This is a genomic window from Streptomyces kanamyceticus, assembly GCF_008704495.1.
GTDB lineage: Bacteria > Actinomycetota > Actinomycetes > Streptomycetales > Streptomycetaceae > Streptomyces > Streptomyces kanamyceticus.
Genome location: NZ_CP023699.1, coordinates 5,708,040 through 5,725,456, shown reverse-complemented (window position 1 = coordinate 5,725,456; position 17,417 = coordinate 5,708,040). Strand labels below are relative to the sequence as shown.

17 protein-coding genes are annotated in these 17,417 nt (G+C 68.0%); 5 read left to right on the top strand and 12 right to left on the bottom strand.

Annotation, left to right across the window (positions count from 1 at the left end):
* Positions 1-40 precede the first annotated feature (40 nt).
* The 3 genes from CP970_RS24675 to CP970_RS24665 all read right to left on the bottom strand — a co-directional run bounded on the left by CP970_RS24675 (position 41) and on the right by CP970_RS24665 (position 3,701).
* Complete coding sequence (locus tag CP970_RS24675; protein WP_055555588.1) at positions 41-850, bottom strand: SDR family NAD(P)-dependent oxidoreductase; 810 nt, start codon at positions 848-850, stop codon at positions 41-43.
* Positions 851-860: 10 nt separating this feature from the next.
* Positions 861-1,814: a TIGR03619 family F420-dependent LLM class oxidoreductase gene (locus CP970_RS24670; RefSeq protein ID WP_055555586.1), complete on the bottom strand. Its 954-nt coding sequence runs from the start codon at positions 1,812-1,814 to the stop codon at positions 861-863.
* A 663-nt stretch (positions 1,815-2,477) separates the two neighbouring features.
* Positions 2,478-3,701, bottom strand: coding sequence for an amidohydrolase family protein (locus tag CP970_RS24665; RefSeq protein WP_055555639.1), 1,224 nt, complete (start codon positions 3,699-3,701; stop codon positions 2,478-2,480).
* Positions 3,702-3,979: 278 nt separating this feature from the next.
* Between CP970_RS24665 and CP970_RS24660 the strand changes: the two genes are divergently transcribed.
* The 3 genes from CP970_RS24660 to CP970_RS24650 all read left to right on the top strand — a co-directional run bounded on the left by CP970_RS24660 (position 3,980) and on the right by CP970_RS24650 (position 7,732).
* Positions 3,980-6,958 carry an AfsR/SARP family transcriptional regulator gene (locus CP970_RS24660; RefSeq protein WP_055555637.1) on the top strand — a complete coding sequence of 993 codons (2,979 nt, stop codon included), beginning with the start codon at positions 3,980-3,982 and terminating at the stop codon, positions 6,956-6,958.
* 216 nt (positions 6,959-7,174) lie between these two features.
* Entirely contained in the window at positions 7,175-7,348 is a 174-nt protein-coding gene (locus CP970_RS24655; protein WP_107099120.1) for a sigma-like protein, read from the top strand.
* A gap of 189 nt (positions 7,349-7,537) precedes the next feature.
* Positions 7,538-7,732, top strand: a complete 195-nt coding sequence (locus CP970_RS24650; protein ID WP_150493913.1) for a hypothetical protein — start codon at positions 7,538-7,540, stop codon at positions 7,730-7,732.
* A gap of 135 nt (positions 7,733-7,867) precedes the next feature.
* On the opposite strand, the gene CP970_RS24645 is transcribed toward CP970_RS24650, so the two are convergent.
* Together CP970_RS24645 and CP970_RS24640 are read right to left on the bottom strand one after the other, a co-directional pair.
* Positions 7,868-8,908: a hypothetical protein gene (locus tag CP970_RS24645; RefSeq protein ID WP_191094947.1), complete on the bottom strand. Its 1,041-nt coding sequence runs from the start codon at positions 8,906-8,908 to the stop codon at positions 7,868-7,870.
* Between the two features lie 141 nt (positions 8,909-9,049).
* Complete coding sequence (locus CP970_RS24640) at positions 9,050-9,892, bottom strand: ATP-grasp domain-containing protein (protein WP_055544308.1); 843 nt, start codon at positions 9,890-9,892, stop codon at positions 9,050-9,052.
* A gap of 147 nt (positions 9,893-10,039) precedes the next feature.
* Here CP970_RS24640 and CP970_RS24635 point away from each other — a divergent pair, with 147 nt between their 5' ends.
* The gene (locus CP970_RS24635; RefSeq protein ID WP_055544309.1) at positions 10,040-10,387 is read left to right on the top strand and encodes a VOC family protein; all 348 of its coding nucleotides are present in this window, start codon (positions 10,040-10,042) and stop codon (positions 10,385-10,387) included.
* 141 nt (positions 10,388-10,528) lie between these two features.
* Here CP970_RS24635 and CP970_RS24630 read toward each other — a convergent pair whose 3' ends face one another.
* From CP970_RS24630 to CP970_RS24605, 5 genes are all read right to left on the bottom strand, one after another.
* Positions 10,529-10,876 carry a hypothetical protein gene (locus CP970_RS24630; protein WP_055544310.1) on the bottom strand — a complete coding sequence of 116 codons (348 nt, stop codon included), beginning with the start codon at positions 10,874-10,876 and terminating at the stop codon, positions 10,529-10,531.
* A gap of 28 nt (positions 10,877-10,904) precedes the next feature.
* On the bottom strand, positions 10,905-11,813 hold the full coding sequence (locus CP970_RS24625) for a radical SAM protein (protein ID WP_079043204.1): 909 nt from the start codon (positions 11,811-11,813) through the stop codon (positions 10,905-10,907).
* Positions 11,814-11,964: 151 nt separating this feature from the next.
* Positions 11,965-12,252, bottom strand: a complete 288-nt coding sequence (locus CP970_RS46225; protein WP_450262727.1) for a DUF7848 domain-containing protein — start codon at positions 12,250-12,252, stop codon at positions 11,965-11,967.
* A 418-nt stretch (positions 12,253-12,670) separates the two neighbouring features.
* Positions 12,671-13,906: a helix-turn-helix domain-containing protein gene (locus CP970_RS24610; RefSeq protein ID WP_055544314.1), complete on the bottom strand. Its 1,236-nt coding sequence runs from the start codon at positions 13,904-13,906 to the stop codon at positions 12,671-12,673.
* A 132-nt stretch (positions 13,907-14,038) separates the two neighbouring features.
* Positions 14,039-14,974 (bottom strand): major capsid protein, encoded by a 936-nt coding sequence (locus tag CP970_RS24605; RefSeq protein WP_055544315.1) that lies wholly within the window; start codon positions 14,972-14,974, stop codon positions 14,039-14,041.
* A 712-nt stretch (positions 14,975-15,686) separates the two neighbouring features.
* Here CP970_RS24605 and CP970_RS24595 point away from each other — a divergent pair.
* On the top strand, positions 15,687-16,283 hold the full coding sequence (locus CP970_RS24595; protein WP_150493911.1) for a hypothetical protein: 597 nt from the start codon (positions 15,687-15,689) through the stop codon (positions 16,281-16,283).
* Positions 16,284-16,351: 68 nt separating this feature from the next.
* Here the strand turns inward: CP970_RS24595 and CP970_RS24590 are convergent, their stop codons facing one another.
* Positions 16,352-16,765 (bottom strand): hypothetical protein, encoded by a 414-nt coding sequence (locus tag CP970_RS24590; RefSeq protein WP_150493909.1) that lies wholly within the window; start codon positions 16,763-16,765, stop codon positions 16,352-16,354.
* Positions 16,766-16,900: 135 nt separating this feature from the next.
* Complete coding sequence (locus CP970_RS24585) at positions 16,901-17,260, bottom strand: HNH endonuclease (protein ID WP_079043205.1); 360 nt, start codon at positions 17,258-17,260, stop codon at positions 16,901-16,903.
* Positions 17,261-17,417: the final 157 nt, after the last annotated feature.

The window sequence follows — 17,417 nt, the reverse complement described above, 5'->3', positions numbered from 1 at the left end:
GGGACCGTCAATACCCGCGGACCCTGATCCTGACGTCCCGTCAGATAATGCTGACCCCCGCCAGCCAGCCACCATCGATCACGAACGGCTGGCCCGTGATGTACGCCGAGTCGTCGCCGGTCAGGAAGAGCGCGAGCGCGGCCACCTCCGTCGGCTTCCCGATCCGCCCCAGCGGCACGAGCTTCTTGTAGAGCTCGGCGACGGCCGCGCCCGCCTCCTCGGGGTCGGCGGCCGGGTCCAGCTGCGCCGGGTTCGTCATCGGGGTGTCGACCGCGCCCGGGCAGACGGCGTTGACGCGGATGTTCCTGGCCGCCAGTTCCATCGCCGCGACCCGGGTGAGACCGAGGATCGCGTGCTTGGTCGCGGCGTAAGCGCCGACGTACGCCATGCCCGTCAGCGCCGTGTACGACGCGGTGTTCACGATCGTGCCGCCACCGGCCGCGCCGATCTCGGGCGCCACGGTGCGGATCCCCAGGAAGCAGCCGACCTGATTGACCTGGATGACCTGCTGAAACTCTTCCAGCGGAGTGTTGACCAACTCGTTGAAGCGCAGGATCCCGGCGTTGTTCACCAGGCCGTCGACCTTCCCGAAGGCATCCTTGGTGGTCGCCACCGCCGCCTGCCAGTCCGCCTCGCTGCTCACGTCCAGGTGGACGAACCTCGCGGTGTCCTCCCCCAACTCCTTGGCCAGCGCCTCGCCCTGGTCGTCGAGCACGTCGGCGACGACGACACGCGCCCCCTCGGCGGCGAAGAGGCGCGCCTCCTGCTCGCCCTGTCCGCGCGCCGCGCCGGTCACGATGACGACGCGGCCGTCCAGCTTGCCCGTGCCGTTGTCCGTGCCGTTGCCCATGGGTCACTCCCTAGTCGTTGAGGTGCGGAGCCACGTCTGCGGCGAACGCCGCCATCTGGTCGGTCAGTTCGGTACGGCTCCGGCTGCGGAAGCGCACCTGGATCTGGTCCACGCCCATCTCGCCGTACTCGCGGAGCGACTCCGCGAGCGCCTCCGGCTTCCCGGTGAGCGCCCGGCGCCCCACGGACCAGGAGGGCTCGCCGACGTACAGCGCCTCCGTGATCGCGCCGACCGTGATCGGCTCCTCGACGCCCGCCTCCTGCCGCAGCCGCTTGAGCTTCGCGATCTGCGCGGGCAGCTTGCCGCGCGGGTCGCCCTGCGGGAGCCAGCCGTCGGCCCGGGTGGCCGCGCGGCGCACGGCGGCGGGCGAGGAGCCGCCGACCCAGATGGGGACGTGGGGCTGGGCCGGGCGAGGGCGCTGCCCGAGCCCCTCGAACTCGAAGCGTTCGCCGTGGTGTTCGGGGTACTCCTCCGGTCCGAGCGCCGCCTTCAGCGCGTCGACCGTCTCGTCGAGGATCGGCCCGCGCCGCTCGAAGTCGACGCCGAGCGCCTCGAATTCCTCGCGTACGTGCCCCGCGCCCACGCCGAGGATCAGGCGCCCGCCACTGAGGTGGTCGAGGGTCGCGTACTGCTTCGCGGAGAGGAGGGGGTGACGCAGCCCCACGATGGCCACGTGGCTCATGAGGCGGACGTTCTCGGTGATGGCGGCGAGGAAGGAGAGGGTGGAGACGGGGTCGTACCAGATGGTGCTCATGGCTTCGGCGAGGTGGCGGGGTATGCCGACGTGATCGCAACTGGCGAGGTAGTCGAAGCCGGTGCGGTCGGCGGTGCGGGCGATCTCGGCCAGGTCGTCGGGGGTGGCGGTGGCCTCCCAGGACTCGGCGTAGAGCGAACTCTGCGACTGAACGGGAAGCTGCATCCCGTAGACCAGCCGCCCCTGCGGATCCTGCGCCGCGTCACTCATGGGAACCCCACTCCTCACCGCGATCTGACGGAACGTCACATCTGCCTATGCGGGCCATCGTGGTAGCTGACGGGATGTCAGGCAAGGGGGGTGCGGGTTCCTTTGGGCTGGTGTCGCCTTGGGTTCGTCTTGGGGGCGGGGCCGCGGGGGTATGTGCGTACTCGCCATCCCGGGGCGGGGGCTACTGGGCTTGCTTCCTTGCCCCGGTCTCCACTGTGCTCCGTTCGCACATACCCCCACGTCCCCTCAGGAGCGCGGGCGGCTGCGGGCCGGTGGGGGTTCCGTCCCCCCGCCCGCACCGTGGCTTGCGCTCCCGTCCTCGCTCCTCGGCGCCGGGGGCTGTGCCCACCCGTGCCGCCCAGCGGCACGATTGCCCACAGCTGAGCGCGCCCGCAGTCGCCGTCCGGTCTGAGGGGACGTGGCGGTATGTTCGCCCGGAGCACTGGGGGCCTCGTTCCGAGGTGCCCGTGGTGTGGCAATGCTCTGGGACGGCGAGGACGGACATACCGGCGCGGCCCCGCCCCACAGCCGAAGCCGAGGCGGCTCCTACAGGAAGGGCCCGGTGCGGAGATACGGGTGGGCGGGTGGGGAAGCATCCGCCGCGAAGCGGCGGGGTAGTCGGCCCTACAGGGACAGCCCGGTGCAGACCGACCTACGAGGGACCTACGCCGGCCCCCGCCAAAGCCCCTCCCCCGTAAGACCGAGAAGGTCAATCGCGTTGCGGCGGACTATGCGATCCACCACATCCGGCGCCAGATGCCCCATCTGAGACTCCCCAACCTCCCGCGACTTGGGCCACGTCGAGTCGGAGTGCGGATAGTCCGTTTCGTACAGGACGTTACCGACCCCGATGGAGTCGAGGTTCTTCAACCCGAACGCGTCATCGAAGAAACACCCGTACACATGCGAAGCAAAAAGCTCCGACGGAGGCCGGAGAACCTTGTCCGCCACCCCGCCCCAGCCCCGGTTCTCCTCCCAGACCACGTCCGCCCGCTCCAGGATGTACGGGATCCAGCCGATCTGCCCCTCGGCGTACATGATCTTCAGATTCGGGAAGCGCTCGAACTTCCCGCTCATCAGCCAGTCCACCATCGAGAAGCAGCAGTTGGCGAAGGTGATGGTGGAGCCGACCGCGGGCGGCGCGTCCGGGGACGTCGACGGCATCTTGCTGGAGGAGCCGATGTGCATGGCGATGACGGTGCCGGTCTCGTCGCAGGCCCGCAGGAAGGGGTCCCATTCGTCCGTGTGGATGGAGGGGAGTCCGAGGTGCGGCGGGATTTCGGAGAAGGCGACCGCCCGTACGCCGCGCGCGGCGTTGCGCCGCACCTCCGCCGCGGCCAGTTCCGCGTCCCAGAGGGGAATGAGCGTGAGCGGTATGAGGCGGCCCGCCGCCTCGGGACCGCACCACTCCTCCACCATCCAGTCGTTGTACGCCCGCACGCCGAGCAGCCCGAGTTCGCGGTCCTTGGCCTCGGTGAAGGTCTGTCCGCAAAAGCGCGGAAAAGTGGGGAAACAGAGGGCGGACTGGACGTGGTTGACGTCCATGTCGGCGAGGCGGTCGGGGACGCTGAACGATCCCGGCCGCATCTGTTCGTACGTGATGACCTCCAGCTTGATCTCGTCCCTGTCGTACCCGACGGCCGTGTCGAGGCGGGTGAGCGGACGGTGCAGGTCCTCGTACACCCACCAGTCCCCGATGGGCCCTTCGTCCCCTTTCGCCCCCATCACGGGAGCGAACTTGCCGCCGAGGAAAGTCATTTCCTTCAGGGGTGCGCGGACGATCCGAGGGCCGCTGTCCTGGTACTTCGACGGGAGCCGGTCCCGCCAGACGTGTGGGGGTTCGACCGTGTGGTCGTCCACCGAGATGATCTTCGGGAAGGTCTCCATGGTCTCCATGCCGTCCACGGTAGCGCCGATCTGACGGTCCGTCAGTAAGTAGTACGACGGTGGATCGCCCGCCCCCGGGGTGAGGCACGATGCGGAACCTGGTGCGAGGACCCTGTGAGAGCCGTCTCCCACGGCTGACGCATCCGCCATGAACAAGGCAAACTGGCGGGGAGCAGGAACCGATGTCACAACCGAGGCACGACCGACCGCGGCTTCAGGGTGGTCGGGGCAGCACCGCAACCGGCAGGATTGGGAACCGCAGGGCGGCAGGGGGAGCGATGGTCGATGTACCGCGAGTACCGGAGCAGTGGCGTCCGGCCTCGGGGAACACCCCCGAGGAGCGGACCGAGGGGGAGTTTCCCGAGGTCCAGGCGTCGCGCTTCAGCGTGCTCGGACCGGTGCGCGCGTGGCACGGCACGGAACAGCTCAACACGGGATCGCCGATGCAGCGGGCCCTTCTCGCCGCGCTCCTGCTACGGGACGGCCGCACGGCGACGGCCTCCGAGCTGATCGACGCCCTCTGGGGCGACGAGCCGCCTTCGCAGGCACTGGCGGCGGTACGGACGTACGCGTCCCGGCTGCGCAAGGTGCTGCCCGCGGGCGTGCTGCTCAGCGAGTCCGGAGGCTATGCGGTCCGAGTAACGGACGGCTCCCTGGACCTGACCGCGGCGGAGGACCTGTGGGCCGCGGCAGAGAAGGCGCGCGGGGTCGGGGACCTGTGCCAGGCGCGTTCGCTGGTGAAGAAGGCGCTCGGCCTGTGGGACGGCGAGCCGCTGGCCAACGTCCCCGGTCCGTACGCGGAGACGCAGCGCACCCGCCTGGAGGAGTGGCGCCTCCAGCTCGTCGAGTCCCGCCTCGACATGGATCTGGAACAGGGCTGCCACGCGGAGGCCGTCTCGGAGCTGACCGCCCTGACGGCCGCGCACCCGCTGCGCGAACGCCTGCGGGAGCTCCTCATGCTCGCGCTCTACCGCAGCGGACGGCAGGCGGAGGCCCTCGCGGTCTACGCCGACACGCGCCGCCTCCTGGCCGACGAGCTCGGCGTGGACCCGCGCCCCGGCCTCAAGGAACTCCAGCAGCGCATCCTCCAGGCCGACCCGGCCCTGGCGGAACCCTCCGCGGCCGCCCCTGAACCGGCGACGACGGTGGTGCGCCCCGCGCAACTCCCCGCCACGGTGCCGGACTTCACGGGCCGCAAGTCCTTCGTGGACGAACTCAGCGACATCCTCTCCACGGCGGAGGGCCGCGTCATGGCGGTCTCGGCCCTGGCGGGCATCGGCGGCGTGGGCAAGACGACGCTGGCCGTGCACGTGGCGCACGCGGCCCGCACCCACTTCCCGGACGGCCAGCTCTACGTCGACCTCCAGGGCGCGGGAGCGAGGGCGGCGGAGCCGGAGACGGTCCTGGGCGCCTTCCTCCGGGCACTCGGCACCGCCGACTCCGCGATCCCGGACTCGCTGGAGGAGCGAGCGGCGCTGTACCGGTCGGCCCTGGACGGCCGACGGGTCCTGGTCCTCCTGGACAACGCGCGCGACGCGGCCCAGGTACGCCCCCTGCTCCCCGGCATGGAGGGCTGCGCGGCCCTGGTGACCAGCCGGGTCCGCATGGTGGACCTGGCAGGCGCGCACCTGATCGACCTGGACGTGATGTCACCGGAGGAGGCACTGCTCCTCTTCACCCGCATCGTCGGCGAGGAGCGGGTCACCTCGGAGCGGAAGGCGGCCCTGGACGTGGTCGCGGCCTGCGGCTTCCTGCCGCTGGCCATCCGCATCGCGGCATCCCGCCTCGCGGCCCGCCGCACCTGGACGGTCTCCACCCTCGCGGCGAAGCTCGCGGACGAGCGCCGCCGCCTGGACGAACTCCAGGCGGGCGACCTGGCGGTCAAGGCGACGTTCGAACTGGGCTACGGCCAACTGGAGCCCGCACAGGCGCGCGCCTTCCGCCTCCTCGGCCTGGCGGACGGCCCGGACCTGTCCCTCGCGGCGGCCGCCGCGGTCCTCGACCTGCCCCTGGAGGACGCGGAGGACCTCCTGGAGGCCCTCGTGGACACCTCCCTGATCGAGTCCGCGGCACCGGGCCGCTACCGCTATCACGACCTCGTACGCCTCTACGCGCGTGCATGCGCGGAACGCGACGAGCAGCCACCGAGCGAGCGGGACGCGGCGATGTCGCGCCTCCTTGACTTCTACCTCGCCTCCGCGGCACGGGTCTACGCGATCGAGCGGCCCGGGGACCGGACGGTGGACCACTTGGAGGTGACCAGGCACGCCGGCCTGGAGTTCGACGACGCCACCACGGCCTTCGACTGGCTGCACGCGGAGGCGGCCTGCATCCTGGCGTGCGTCCAGCAGTCCCTCGCGCCCGACAGTCTGCGCCGCGCGGTGGACCTGCTCCTCGCCGCGAAGGACCTGGCCGAGTCGGGAGCGAGTTCGTATCGGTACGAGGTGGCGACGCGTGCGGTACGTGACGCCGCAGCCACTGTGGGCGACGCGCGCGTCGAAGGGCGAGCGCGCGTCAGCCTTGCCCAAGTCCTGCACAAGCTGGGCCACTTCGAGAAGGCCTCCGTCGAGCTGAAGCGTGCGGAGGAGCTCACCCTCGTGGTCGAAGACCCCTGGATGCAGGGGAACGTCTCGAACGAACTGGGCATCAACGCGTACTGCACGAACCGGCACACCGCCTGCGAGGCCCACTTGCTCAAGGCCATCGAGGTGTTCCGTCTGGACGGAAACCGTCACAGCGAGGCGAGCGCACTCTGCAACTGGTCCCGGGTCCTCGTCATGTTGGGCCGAACCACGCAGGCGATCGATCTCGCCCGCCAGGGAATGGCCATCTACGACGACCTGGGCCTCACCTTCCGCCTGGCCAATGCGAAGTACGCCCTGGGCATCAGCCTCAGCCATGCGGGCCGCCACCGGGAAGGTCTCGAACACCTCACCGACGCGTTGCAGGTCTTCGCGGAGAACCGACAGCGCCTGTGGGAGGGCACGGCCCACTACCGCATCGCCCAAGTCCACCTCTCGGCGCGCCAGCCCGCACAGGCAGCGAAGCACGCGGAGCAGGCACTCGCCACCGGCTGCGTCGGTGGCGACTGGATGCGCGCCAACGTCCTCACCCTGCTGGGAAAGTCACTCGACGCCCTCGGGCAGCTCGACCGCGCCCGCGCCTGCTGGAACGAAGCCCTGGGCATTCACGAGGAGGCCAAGGCTCCCGAGGTCGAGGAAGTCCGGGCCCTTCTCCACCCTGTGGCAGCCGCGTGACACAAGCCTGACACAGCTGTCGAGGACGTTCATCGAACGTTTATGGGTGGCTGCCATTCTCTAGTTATCGATCCGTCGCGTCGGGGGGCAGACGGGTCGCTTGGGCCCCACAGATATGGTGAGCGGCCCCGGACCGCCCGTTCAGCGACCCTCGGGGGAGTTGCTGAGCGGGCGGTCGGCCTGAAAAGCCCCGTCAATTCCTTAGGAGTTGTCAGCATGAGCGAAGCAAAGAAGAAGCAGAAGATAACGACCATGGGCGAGGGCCACATCCCCGCCCCGCCGAAGGACGGTGCCACCACGCAGGGCGAGGGTCACATCCCCGCCCCGCCGAAGGATGGCGCCACCACGCAGGGCGAGGGTCACATCCCCTCCCCGCCGAAGGACGCCTGAGTCTTCATTCCCGACGGGGGACCGATCGGCCGCGGCGGCGCGGAGGGGGAGCCGTCGCGGCCGACGTATGCCTGGGACCCGGTCGTGAATGGCCGTGCCACGCCCAACAGATCAACGGAATCGAACATTCAGTCTCCCCGCGATTAGGGTCACTTGATGTTCGATGTCCCCCTCTCCAAAGGAGCTGGTATGACACGCACCAAGAGAATCCTCACCACCTTGGCCATCGCGGCGGCCGCCGCGGGCACCGCAGCGTCTCCGGCACTCGCCGACGGCCACGTGCCGGGCCCCCCGAAGGGCGGCCCGGCCATCAGCGCGCAGGACGGCCATACGCCCACCACACCGATGGGTGACGGTCACATACCCGCTCCCCCGCAGGGCTGACGCCCGCGCCAAGCACCACCGCACCACACGGGGCCGAGCCCACAGCTCGGCCCCGTTCGGCTGTCCAGCCCCCTCAGCCGCACCCACAACCGCAGCTACAGCCGCAGCCACAACCACAACCACAGCGCAGAAGTCTCACCCCCCAACCACATCACCCAGGCCAGAGCCCCGCCCCAAGAGACTTTCCCGCAACGCGCCCCCTGCCCACCCACCGGGCCCGGCCGCCGCCCGTGATGTCGCGGTCGCCAGTGCCGCCCTGACGCGGGTCACGAATCTCTCGGCGTGGTGGAAGACCTCCTCCGCCGCGAAGCGCAGCACCAGGCTGATCTCGGGGCACGTCGCCAGGTCGTTGAAGCGGGTCACGTCGCGGCGGTGTGCCTCGCGCGTGCCGTGGTAGGCGTGGCCCTCGATCTCGACGGCCACGCCCTCGGCGCGGAAGAAGAAGTCGGGGCGCAGGTAGCGGTCGGCCGGAGTGCGCAGTTCCGCCTGGGATTCCGGGTGCAGGTCCGCGTCGTGCATCCGGAGCCGGGCGACCGTCTCCGCCGGTGAGCCGGACGCCGGGTCGGCCAGGGCCAGCCAGCGGCGCGCCCGAGCCGCTCCGGGCAGCGGGGTGGTGGCCAGGGCCGCCGCGACGACGCCAGTGCCGTCGATCAGCGGCCCCCGCCGGGTGCCACCGAGCGTGCGGCGGCCGAGCGCCGAGTCGACGGCCACCAGCGCCTCCTCCCGGGGGCCGCGGCGCAGCAGGTCAGCGAGCGTACGAGCGACCGTCGTCGCCCTCAGGTCGCACACCACGGCCGTCTCTTCGGGCGGCAGCGCGAGCCAGTGCACGCGCGCGCCCGCCTTGCGGCGGGACCTCTGCGGGTCGGTGAACTCCACCTCTTCCCGCAACACCTCGATGCGCCACAACACCGCGGCCGAACGGTGGCTCGCCACCAGGCCCGGCGTGGTCAGCTGCCCGGCCCACTGGCGCAGCGGCAGGTCGGCCGCGCGGCCGGGCTCCGCCCAGCCACCGCCCGGGATCCGCGTCCACTCCTCTGCGGCCAGCCTCCGGAACAGCGAATTCCGCGACCAGCCCGCCTCCAGCGCCCAGCGAGTGAGCAGCACACCCTCGACGGCCAGCTCCCGCAGAGCGATCCGCTCCCCCGAAACGGAACCGGAAACCTGCCGCTCCCCCATGCCCCACCGCCCCCCCGGCCTCACGTGATCCCCGCGTCCCGTCCCTAAGACTCCCGCACATCGGCCCCGCGCGGTTCACCCTGTGGATAACTCCGGTAACCCCGCTACCCCCGCTGTCTGCTCAGATCTACTCAGATCTGCTCAGCCCGCCAGTTGGGCCAGCAATGATCCCTTCAGCGCCGCCACGAACCCGTCCCGCGCCCCGTCGTCCAAAAGCTCCAGCGACAAATACGGGTTCAGATCCTCCAGCTCCACCAGCAGTAGCCCGCCGCCAGGCGCCCGGCACGCGTCCACCCGCTGGATGCCGTGGTCGATGGTGTTCCAGTCCACGAAGCGCTGGGCGAAGGCCAGGTCATCGGGTGTCGCGGCGTAGCGCTCCAGGTGCCAGCGGCGAGCGGGGTCCGGGGCGTACAGCGCGTACTGGAAAGCGCGGTCGACGAAGTAGAACGACACCTCGTACGCGAAGTCGACGCGCGGCTGGATCAGGATTTCCGAGGGGCCGGGGGTGAGTCCGGCGAGGTCCTGCCTCGACATGAACTCCAGGCCTATCGAGTCCGCGCCCAGCTTCGGCTTGACCGCGTACGCCTCCGCCGCCGGGAGCCTGTCGACGTCGCCGGGGTCGTCGACCGTCGGGATGACCGGGTATCCGGCGGCCGTCAGGTCCAGCAGATACTGCTTGCCGACCATGTCCGCACGGCCCGTGAGCTGGTTGCACACCCGCGCGCCGCACTTCGCCGCGCGCTCCCTGAAGTCGTCCCACTGCGACTGGTAGTTGATGACGGGGCCGCTGTTGCGGACGAGCACCACGTCGAAGGCGCCCGTCTCCATCAGGGCCGCCGCGTCCAGCGGGTGGCACAGGGCCACGTCGAAGTCCTCGCGCAGGCGGGTGGAGAGATAGATGTCCTCGTCGCAGTAGCGGCGGCCCTTGGCCTGGTAGGAGAGGTCCGTGACGAAGAGGACGCGGGGCTTTCGAACAGTGTGCATCGAACAATCCTGGCAGGCGCCCGCGCACTCGTCGTCCGTCACCCCGTCCCGTAGGCCCGGCCCGTAGGCCCGGCCCGTCGGCCCGGCCCGGCAGCCCCCGACGAAATCCCGTCGACAGCCCCCACCCGAACGCCCATAGTGCCCTGCATGGCATCTCTCGTGAACCACCTCACATTCGACTCCCACGACGCCTACCGCCAGGGCACCTTCTGGGCCGCGGTCCTCGATGGCAAGCTCTCCGACGACGACTCCCCCGGTGACCCGGAGGCCCTGGTCGAGGCGGCGGGCATCACGCTGCTCTTCGTCACCGTGCCGGACGGCAAGACCATCAAGAACCGCGTGCACGTGGATCTCCAGCCGCAGGACCGCACCCGCGACGAGGAGGTGGAGCGGATCGTCGCGCTCGGCGCGACCCCGTACGAGGACCACCGCAGGCCCAACGGTCGCGGCTGGGTGACCCTCACCGACCCCAACACTCCTGACTACCGGTTCTGAGGATACGCACACGTCAGAGAACACAGGAGCCCTGCGCGGCACTTGGGCCGCACGAGGCGCGTTGGCGCCTGAGGCTAGGTCAGGCAGCGAAAGGGCCCCGGCCAGCACTCGGGGGAATGCTGGCCGGGGCCAGTGCGAAAGTCATTGGTCGGCGTGGGCGCGGGCGCTCTGGTCTCGCAGTTCGGCTAGTCGCCGCTGGTACAGGGTTCCGGCAGCGTGAGCGCCCCTCTCCCTGCTGGGGGTGGCCTGCTCGATCAGGTGATGGGCCGCCGCTTTCAAATGGGCCGACCACACCAAGACGTGCTGTTGAGCTGTCCGCCCGCACGCCTGGGGCTCGTCAGGGAGACACAGGGGAAGAGCGGGGCCGATCTTGTTCGCGGCGTGCCTGATGTACCGGGCGATCGCAGCCCACTCTTCTTCGGTTCGCTGTGCGGCGCTGGCGTTGCCGTCCACGCCCCACGGGCCGAAGTCGTCGCCGTGATCGTGCATGTGCGCGCTCCCTGGTGGTCTCAGCGGGTCAAGCGGGTGCGCCGATCGTAGCCACCTCCGTCACGGCGTCCGCCGCCCTCGGGTCGCAGTGCCCCACAGAGGGGACACACGGCCCGCACGGCCCGCACATCGGAAGGAACTGCGGAGGCGTGCATGACTGCGCTCCGTCCCCGTGAACGGCTGCGATGTCGGCCGCCACCTTGGTCATCTGAGCTCCACCCCAGATGTCAGCGAGCGGCGTTTGCAGCACGTTCCCGAGAGTCAGAAAGCGCCCCAGCACACACGGCCACACGTCGCCGGTCGGGCCGATGGCGCACTTCTCATGGGCGCAGTGCCCGCACAGGTCAGCGATCGTCGGGGCGACTCCCTTGCTGGCCCGTCCGAACGCTCGTGTCCGGTCTCCTCCGACCGTTTCCACCCCGAGGGCCAAGAGGTCCCGCACGGCCTCATCGACACGCTGTCCCTGGTTCACGGCGACGACTCCGCCCCGCAGCGGGATGCCCAACTCAAGCGCCTTCTCGACGTTCGCACGTGTCCGCATGTGGGAGCCCCGGAGCCGGGTCACCTTGTCGTGGTCGGCGGCGCTGTCCGAGTAGTACGACGTTGCGAGCTTGACCCCACACGCCTTGAACGTCTCCCAGAGGGGTTCCCGGATGTGGGTCAGGTTCGAAAACACCTCGATTCCGAGCCCTGTCCCGTGGGCGTGCTGGATCAGCTGCGCCAGGTGCGGGTACAACGTGGGCTCCCCGCCGATGAACTGGACGTCATCAGCACCCATGGTCGCCAACTGGTCAATAACGCTTATCCAGTTGTGCGCGCTCATCGTTCCGTGCGTTCCCTTGGGCGACGAGTCGGCATAGCAGTGATCGCAGGACTCGTTACAGAGCCCCGTGACCTCTAACCATGCGAATTCCAGAGGGTTTTGGGAAGCGCTCATCGTCTGACTCCTTCAGACTGGGTCTGTGTGAGTTGCCCGCCCCCGGTAGCTCGACCTGTCCAGGGTGTTCACCAATCGGAGGCGGGCACTTGCGCCTCACCCGGCCGTCACGTCTCACGGGAATGAGGGGGCGTCACAGCCGGGCGAGGGATCAATGAGCCGCGCGCTCGTGCTGTGGCTCCCCAGCGGACGGAAGAGGCGGGATCTCCCGCTTCCCCTCGTTCAGGTCCAAGCGGCGCACCAGGGCCACGTCCACGAAGTGCCGGGCGAACGTAGGGTGACCCGTCCGGCCCGTGTGGCTCATCATCGCCACATCAGCGGCCTTGAGGTCCGCCGTCGCTGTGAGCGTCCACCCACATCCGCCGTCCAGGCAGCGGGCCGACACGGTGACCTCTCCACGCGGGTGCGTGCCGATCGCGTGCTGAACATGCCGGAGCACAGCGCGGGCCGTCACCGCTTGCCAGCCTTGGCCTTGATCATGCGGGCCCAAAGCCGGTCAACCTCGCTCGGGGGTTTGTACTCGGTTGTTTCCCACTGCTCCCCGTCGCCGTCCAACGGAGAGAGGGTCACCGTGCCCGTGGGGCCGTCCCAGCCGACAGCCGTACCGACCTTGCCCCGGCTCGTATCCCTGACCAGCACACCCGGATTGGGAACCCATGGGGGTGCTATCCCCGTTGCTGCGTCGGCAAGGTTCTGCCTGCGCTGTCGGTCTGCCTCGGTTCTGTGCACCATCACTCGGCCCCTGGTCCGCTCGACGCTGGGATACCGAGAAGCTATGGCCGTGCAACCGGCCAATCCACGTACGTAGCGGGACAGTTCACGGAGATCGGCGGCATAACTGCCATGCTCCGTAGTGGTCAGCCGGTAACGCCCAGGTGGGCGGCCATGTCGCGCATGTCCTGGGTCAGGGTGCGCTTACGGGTCTTGAGTAGGTCCGTCATCACGTACCGAGCCATCGGCTGGTGCTTGATCCACTCTCCCGAAGAGTGCCGTACGGACATGAGCACGTCCATGGCGTCCTGGTGCTGCTTGAGCGTCGCGTGCGCTTTGGCCACGTCCAACCGGTGACGGTCCCAGCTGGGCGCGGTCGGCTTACCGAAGTTGCGGATTGCCTTGCTGCTCAACAGGCCCTCATCCGAGCGCCGCAGAACACCCCGCGCATTTCCCAAGAGCGCGAGGTCTTCAACGGCCTTCAGTTCCGCCGTGACGGGCCCGAAACCGCCCCAATGGTCGGGGAACTTCGCGTGCTCGCCATTCAGGGCGCTGGCGGCCGTCCCTGCCATCCGGCGGGCCTCCTGTGCCACATCGGGGCGATTGTTCCGGGCCGTGGCGGACGCGACCCTGAGCCACAGTTCACCCCACACAGCCAGGCGCGCCGGGGTTGCCTCCGACATACGTGGTTCGATCTCCGCTGCCGTCTGCGCCGCAAGCTGCTCCGACTCGTCGAACCGATCCTGCCTCAGCAGCAGCCAGCACAGGCCCACGACGCCGGTAGCCGCCGTGAGCGTCTGGCCAGTCTCCCGCGAAAGCCGAATTGCCTCCGCGAGCGCGAAGTACGCCATGTCGTACTGCCGAACCTGCGTGAGGTACTTGCCTGTCAGCAGCAGCGCATGACAGCGAGCGATCACCGCGTGCTGCTGCTCCTCGCCCTCTAATGTCTCCACGGCTGCCTCAGCGGATCGCAGCAGCCCTGGAAGACGCTTGGCCACGGAGTCATAGCGATCGGCCCAGTAGAGGGCATGAGCGTCCGCTGTAGCCCTGCGGAGCGCCGAAAGCTCCTCAGCCTGACCCAAGACCGTCATGGGTGCAGCGAGCCCTACAGGGGGCATCAGTGCCTTTCGCAGCTCCACCAGGTACCGGCGGTTGGCCTCATCCCCGACAACCGGCGTTGTGGTCTCCGTAGCGAACAGCGCCGAAGTAGGGACGTCCAATGCGCGGGCCAGCGCATGCAACGTCTCCATACGTACGTCACCGCCCTGCTCCACCTTGCGGACGGTACCAACGGAAAGATCGGTCGCTTCGGCTAGCTGCTCCTGACTCCAACCGGCCGTGCGCCGAAGGTTCCTGACGTTCTCGGCAAGCCCTGTAGTCATTGGTGCGCGCTCCCTTGACAGCAACGACGTTCCTACTCGCAGCGTACGCCCGGCCATGGTCCCCGGACATGGCAAAAGCCCCCGCACCCGCCGCCCCGAAGGGTGACGAGCACGGGGGCTCCGCGGTGCGGGTCAGCCGACCAGGATGTTGGTCAGCCGTGCGGCGGCCTTGCCACCAAACAGGGCGAGGCCGCAATAGAAGTCGATGCGGGTGCGGTAGACGGGCTTGTCGTGGGACTCGCCCAGGTCGGTGGCCTGTACGCCGCCGTTGGTCAGGCCGGTCACTCCGGCGTCAGCCTCGGTGGACCCGAACCGCACGGCGTAGATGTCTCCGGTCTGCTTGCCACCGGTCCCGGCAGTCAGCGGAAGCACGTCGGTGCCGTCCAGCTTCTGCCCGGCATCCAGGAGCGGGATGCCTTTCCAGGTGGTGGTGCGCTTCCCGGCGATCTCGGCCGAGAGGAGTTCGGCACCGCCGAGCCGCCGGAACCCGGACTCGATCTTCGCCCGGAGTGCGGCGTTCATGTAGAGCGCTCCGTTCGTGCCGTTGAGGCCACGCACCTGAGCAGCGAGCGTGTCCAACGCGTCAAAGAAGTCATGGCCATTGGCGACCGGGCCGACGCCCTTCGCGTCCAGGACCTGACCGCCGAGCAACCGCTTGCGCAGCCCGTCAAAGCCCTTCGGGTTCACCTCCACGTCACCGTTGAAGAACTGGTCGGCGAAGTGAATGGAAGCGGCCTTGACCTTCATGACGGTCTGGACGGCCCGCTGATCGTTGAGGTTGCCCCGGGTCTGAACGATGAACTTGTCCACGTCGGCGTCCCCACCCAGGATGGCGAGCGTCTCGATCCGCTGGTTCAGCGTGCCCGTGCTCTCCGGATAGGCCTCGTTCACACTCCGGAAGGAGACTCCGGGAAGGGTGGACTCCTCGTTGTACCGGTAGGCGTTGCCCGCCACGGGTATCAGCGGGAGCCGGTCCAGGATCGGCGATTCCTGAACGAACGTTTCGATCACGCCGCGCTGAAGATGGTCGAGGGAGAGCTTTGCCGATTCGGCGAGAGTCAAAGACATGAGTAATTCCTTAAATCGGTTCAGGATAAACGAAAGGGCGCCGTCGCTATTCGCTGACGGCGCCCACGGAAATGACCTAATGATCCACGCGAGTTTTTTGCCTCCCTGCCGCGCCGGAACGGCGGAGGAGGGGAGTACCCGCCTGGTCGGCGAGTCAGAACGGCGGTGCCTTCGGCGCCTTCTCGGCTGCCCAACCGCCCGGTTGATGCTTCGCGGTCTCCCGGTTGTGGCACGTCGTGCACAACGGACGCAGACACTCGAACGCATCCGGATTCACCACGCCCCGAGCCGCCAACTCGCGTCGACTCACAGGGAAATGGTCCGCCACGTTGGCCGTGCGACCACACAACACACACCACGGATGGGCGTACAGGTAGGCAGCCCGGACACGTGGCCATCGGCGCCCGTACGAACTACCACCAGGCGTGACCCTCGTACGGTTCGCCTCCCGCTCGTGTGTCGGGCAGCGTCCCCCGCTCGTCAGCTCGGGGCACCCGGGGATCGTGCAGGGGGTACGGGGCTTACGGGGCAGGGGGCACCTCCAAACCGAGAACGCGAATCGTTTCTCCCCTTGTGGATTGGGCACGTCATGTGAATCCACCCCTCCAAGCTGGGTGCAACTCCACTCAGTGAATAGGGCGATCGCGAAGCGCGAAACTCGCCCCGCGCGCTAGGGTGCGGCACTAAGGGGAATGCGACTCCAAGTTGGAGAGTGGGGGACATTGTGCCGACAAGCGAACTGATTTTCGGCCTGGCTGGAGCGTGTATCGGGACGATGGGAACTTTGCTCGCTCCGCTGGTGCAAGAGTTTCTAACTTCAAATAGGCGGAAGTCCGAGGAGCTCGAAGCCCGCGCCCGGGAAACTCGACAACACATGTTCTATCGACTTCACGTCTTGCGCGACTGCACCCGCATGGCGCTTTTCGCGGCCTTCCAATCTGTGGATCCCGACGCTGTGTCAATGCGTGCCAATCTATCAACGTTGCGTCGAATTGATTCTTCACATGCGGACGTCGCTCGCAGCCTCTCCAGGCGGTATCCCAAAGTGGCTGATAACTACTTCGCCTTTAATCGACGGCTGGAGGATTTTTGGCACGAGGGATTTCGAACGTATGATCGAGTCAAGATGCGACCCAATGAAACGGCGACACGTGATGATCTGGAGCAACTTGGGGCCGCTTTTAATGAGCTCGCTGAAAAGCGGGACGCGCTGGTAGCAGAATTGAGGGCCGCTTCCGATGACCTAGGGTTCCCTAATTTCATTGGTCCGGGCGTGCCAGACGAAGATTACAATCCTACGCGGTTTTAACTGGACTTCGAGTGTGCATTCCTAGACTGCGCTACCGGGAGTCCCGGAACCCGTCACTGGCTGTTCTGCTAGGCGCCACGAGTAAGTGATTCAATACTCACCCATTTGCCACGGAAATGCTTCCCTGATCCGATGATCACCACCGGTCGCACGCGTTTCATTCCGGCTCGTTGCACAGCTTCTTTGAAGGAATCTTGCGGAATGTACCAAGTCAGCGAGTGAAGTCCTTCAAGTTTTGTGGGCTTCGGCGCTGATCCTGGCAAACATTGCGGCACCACGATTTTCTTGTCGGTTCCGTCGTCAAAGTACCATTGAGTTACTTCGCAGGCGCCACGCCCCTTGTTCGTGGCTTGCACTCCAATCACCGCTATGGGGTCTGTCGCCCCTCCGATGAATGAACCCGAATACGCCGTGGGTTTGATTCTGACACCAGACCACTTCCAGATCGCGAACTGCCAAGCCAGGCTAACCAGCGTGGCCATCAGGCTGGACACCCCAACTGTGGCTAGTACGACTGCTGTCCATGGGATTTCTTGTGTCGCCGCGCTCATCAGGTAGCCCCCGCATGTCCGTATTTGACGGCTACTCGCTGTGATACCACGCCGTACCTGGCAAGGCTAGGATGACCCGGGGCGTCGGTTGTTCGTGCCGAACTCCGTGCTCGTCTTGAGCTGGTGGCAGCCACGGCACAACACTTGCACATTGCCGCTCGTGTCCGTCCCACCCATCGCAAGGGGGCGCACATGGTCCACGTCCACTACGTCCGCGGGGAAGTCGCCCAAGCACCAGTCACACCACGCGTGACCGCGTTCCTGTATCCGTCTGCGGAGCCGCGCGGCCGCATCATGCCGCTTCGCTCGGCGCCGACTGCGCGAACGACGAGAACGAAGCGACGGGCGCGCTTCGTACTGTGCGTCGTGAACTTCGCAGCGTCCGCGGCGAGTTGCCGTGTCGGCGCACTCGATACATGGGGTCATCGGTCACCGCCTGGTGCTCGTTGTTGTGGAGTGCCCGCCCCCGGACTTGAACCGGGGAACTCTGCGGATTGCGTACGGATCGCCCCGAGGGGGCCGGTACCGCGCACCTCTAGCCGTTGGGTCAGCGGGCATGGTCGCCCTCGCCGACTCGTGCCGG